General features: G+C 71.3%; 1 protein-coding gene. It reads left to right on the top strand.

Annotated elements, in window-relative coordinates:
• Positions 1-105 precede the first annotated feature (105 nt).
• On the top strand, positions 106-4,360 hold a 4,255-nt coding region (locus tag ACFVGO_RS39230), incomplete at its 3' end, for an amino acid adenylation domain-containing protein (RefSeq protein ID WP_380636946.1).

Genomic DNA, 4,360 nt, shown 5'->3' with positions numbered 1-4,360 from the left:
GGAACCAAACGACTCGTCGCCTACTGCACGACCCACCCGAACCCCGAACACCGCCCCGACACACCCGAACTACGGACATGGTGCGCCCGCAGCCTCCCCGACTACATGACCCCCAGCACCTTCGTCCTCCTCGACCAACTCCCCCTCACCGCCAACAACAAGATCGACCGCAAAGCCCTACCCGCACCCGACACCGAACGCCCCGAACTCGACGAGCAGTACGTCCCCCCGCACACCCCCGTGCAACAAGTCATCGCCCGAGCCTGGACCGACGTACTCGGCATCGACCGGATCGGCATCCACGACAACTTCTTCGAACTCGGCGGCGACTCACTGCTGGTGCTGCGCGTGGTCAACCGGATCACGAGCGAACTGCGCCTGGACCTCGCCGTCGGCGATCTGTTCGCCTGCCCCTCCGTCGCCGCGCTGGCCGAGCGGGTGGAGCAGTTGTCGGACGCTGTGGCTCCCCCTCTGGAACCGCGTGGCCTCAAGGACCGGGAGGCCCCGCTGTCGTTCGGACAGCAGCGTCTGTGGTTCCTGCACCAGCTCATGCCCGACAGCGGTCAATTGCTGACCCACCAGGTCGTGCGGCTGCGTGGTGTCGTGGACGTCCCTGCCCTCGACGCCGCCTTCAGCGGACTGCTGCAGCGGCACGAGGTGCTGCGCACCCGGATCGTCCGGGAGGGCGACGAGGAGCCGCGCCAACTGATCGTCCCGGGCGTCGAGTTCGTGGTCGAGCAGTGGGATGCGGCGGGACACGACGAGGCGCTCCGACTGGTACGGGAGGAGGCCCGCAGGCAACTGGACCCGGAGGGCGGCCCGCTGCTGCGGGCGGTCCTGGTACGTGAGGCAGCCGATTCGCACCTCCTTCTGGTAGTTCTGCACCACATCGCCTCCGATGACTGGTCGACCTCGGTCCTTGCCAAGGAGGTGGGGGAGCTCTACGCGGCGGCCGTCGAGGGCCGCGCCCCCTCGCTTCCTGAACTCCCCGTCCAGTACGCCGACTTCGCTGTCTGGGAGCGGGACCGGCTCCGCGGCGACTTCCTGGAACGTCAACTGGCCTACTGGCGGGACCGGCTGGCCGGCCTGGAACCGCTGGAACTGCCCACCGACCGCCAGCGGCCGCCGCAGCGTACGGGCGCCGGTGCGAGCGTGGAGTTCACCGTCCCCGCCGAGGTGTCGGACGGTCTGCGGCGACTGGCGCGCCGTGCGGACGTCACCCCCTTCATGGCGTTCCTCGCGGTGTTCCAGCTCCACCTCGCCAAGTACAGCGGTCAGGACGACGTGGCCGTCGGGGTGCCTGCGGCGGGCCGCAACCGGAGCGAGACCGAAGGCCTGATCGGCTTCTTCGTGAACACCCTCGTCATCCGCGCGGACCTGTCGGGTGACCCGACGTTCGAGGAGTTCCTGGGCCGGGTCAGGAACTCGGCGCACGGCGCCTACGCCCACCAGGACGCCCCCTTCGAGCGGATCGTGGAGGACCTCGCACCGGAACGCGACCTCAGCCGCACGCCGCTCCTCCAGGCGATGCTCACTCCGCAGAACCCCTCCGACCAGGTGTGGGACCTCCCCGGCCTGGAGAGCGAACCGCTCCGCACCGGCCTGGACGGTGCCCAGTTCGACCTCACGCTCGTCCTCCAGGAATCCGCCGGGACGTTCCAAGGACTGCTCAGCTACAGCACCGACCTGTTCGAGCGGGCCACGGCCGAGCGGATGGCCAGGCACTTCCAGAACCTGCTGGCCATGGCAGTCGACACACCCGGAGCCCCGCTGAGTGCGCTCGACATGCTCAGCGCGGCCGACCGGCACCAGCTCCTCGTGGAGTGGAACGACACCGACCACCCCTTGAGCGCCGACAGCGTGCCCGCCCTCTTCGAGGCGCAGGCTGCCGCGACCCCGGACGCGCCCGCCGTGATCCACGGGGACGTCGAGCTCAGCTATCGCGAACTCAACCGGCGCGCCAACCGAATCGCCCACCGCCTCATCGCCACCGGCGCCGGACCGGGAGGCGTGGTGGCCTTGGCTCTGCCCAAGTCCGTCGATCTGATCGCCGCCCTCCTCGGCGTGGCCAAGACCGGCGCCGCCTACCTGCCGATCGACGTCCAGTACCCGGCCGCCCGGATCGCCTACATGATCGAGGACGCCCGGCCGGCCTGCATCCTCACCCATGCCGCCGTCCGGAGCGCGCTCCCCGCAGGGCCGCTCCGGATCGTCCTGGACGACCCGGAGTGCGCGACGGAGCTGGCCGCCGGCCCGTCGACCGACCCGGACGACGGTGAGCGCCTCGGGCCCGTCACCCAGGACACCCCCTTCTACGTGATGTACACCTCGGGATCCACCGGTCGTCCCAAGGGTGTGGTGATGCCGGGGACCGGCCTGGTGAACCTGACGTCCTGGCTGCGCTCGGCAACGCCCGGTGAACCGCACGGCAGGGTCGCCCAGTTCGCGACCATCAGCTTCGACATCGCCCCCTACGAGATCCTCAGCGCGCTCCTGTACGGCAAGTGCCTGGTCGTCGCCCCCGAGAGCGTCCGCACCGACCCGGTCGACCTGGTGCGCTGGCTGGAGCGGTACGGCATCCACGAGCTCAACGCCCCGAACCTCGTCCTGGAGGAGTTCTACAAGGCGGCCAACGCGACCGGAGCCGTGCTCCCGGAGCTGCGCGTGATCGCCCAGGGCGGCGACACCCACGTCCTCGGCGACTCGGCCCGCAGCTTCCACACCCGCCACCCGTGGTGCGCCCTGCACAACGGGTACGGCCCGACCGAGACCCACGGCGTCACCGACCACCTGCTGCCCGCCGATGTGGGGCAGTGGCCGAGTGTCGCACCCATCGGCCGCCCCGTCGGCAACACCCGCCTGTACGTCCTGGACCGGCACCGCCGACTCGTCCCGCCCGGCGTGGCCGGCGAGCTGTACGCGGCGGGCACAGGCCTCGCCCACGGCTATCTGCGCCGCCCGGAGCTGACGGGCGAACGCTTCGTGCCCGACCCCTACGGCCCGCGGGGAACCCGGATGTACCGCACCGGTGACCTCGTACGGTGGCTGCCCGACGGCACGCTCGACTTCCTCGGCCGCATCGATCACCAGGTCAAGGTCCGGGGCATCCGCATCGAGCTCGGCGAGGTCGAGTCGGCGCTGATGGAGCACCCGGCCATGACCTCCTGCGTGGTCATCGTGCGCGAGGACGTTCCCGGGGTGAAGCGGCTGGTGGCCTACTGCGTGACGGCCCAGGACGCCGCCCACGGCCCGGACGTGTCCGAGCTGCGGGCATGGTGCGCGCGGAGCCTGCCCGAGTACATGGTGCCCGGTGCTGTCGTCCTCCTCGACCGGCTGCCGCTGACGGCGAACCGGAAGGTGGACCGCAAGGCCCTGCCCGTCCCCGACGCCGAACGGCCCGAACCGGGCGAGCCGTACGTCGCCCCGCGCACCCCGGTGGAGCGGGTGGTGGCCCGGGTCTGGGCCGATGTGCTCGGCGTCGACCGGGTCGGGATCCACGACAACTTCTTCGAACTCGGCGGCCACTCGCTCCTCGCGATGCGTGTCGTCAACGGCCTGGCGAGCAAGGTGGACGTGGACGTGCCGGTACGTGACCTCTTCGCCCGTCCGACGGTGGCCGGCCTCACCGCACACCTGGCCGGCGCACCCCGGGAGGCGGACCCCGCCCCGTTGGCGCCGAGGGCCGTGGGCAGTGAACCGCCCCTGTCCTTCGGGCAGCAGCGGCTCTGGTTCCTCGACCAGCTGCTGGCCGGCTCCGCCGAATACCTGCTGCCCCTGGCCGTCCGGCTGCACGGCACCGTCGACGCGGGTGCGCTGGAGCGGGCGTTCGCGCAGCTCGTCGAGCGGCACGAGGTGCTGCGGACACGGTTCGTGGCGGGCCCGGACGGCGACGCACGCCAGATCGTGGACGAGCCCGGCGGCTTCGCGCTGACGCGGATCGACGGCGGGGCCGACCCGCTGGAGGTGGTGCGGCGCGAGGCGTTCCGGCCGATGGACCTCGCCGCTGGACCGCCGGTGCGGGCGGTGCTGGTGCGGGCCGGCGAGGACGAGACCCTGCTCCTCGTCGTGCTGCACCACATCGTGTCCGACGGCTGGTCCATGCGGCTGGTCTCGGAGGAGCTGTCCGAGCTGTACACGGCCGAGTGCGAGCGGCGCACCCCCGACCGTGCGGCGCTGCCGGTCCAGTACGGCGACTTTGCGATCTGGCAACGGGACCGGCTGCGGGAATCGGCAGTTGATCCCCAATTGGCCTACTGGCGTGAGGCGTTGGCGGGTCTGGAGCCGTTGGAGCTGCCGACGGACCGGCCGCGGCCCTCGGTGCGGTCGGGGCGCGGGTCGAGCCTTGAGTTCGAGGTGCCGG

This window comes from Kitasatospora sp. NPDC057738 (assembly GCF_042798815.1).
Classification (GTDB): Bacteria; Actinomycetota; Actinomycetes; order Streptomycetales; family Streptomycetaceae; genus Kitasatospora; species Kitasatospora lactacystinica.
This window is presented reverse-complemented; position numbering and strand designations above follow the sequence as displayed.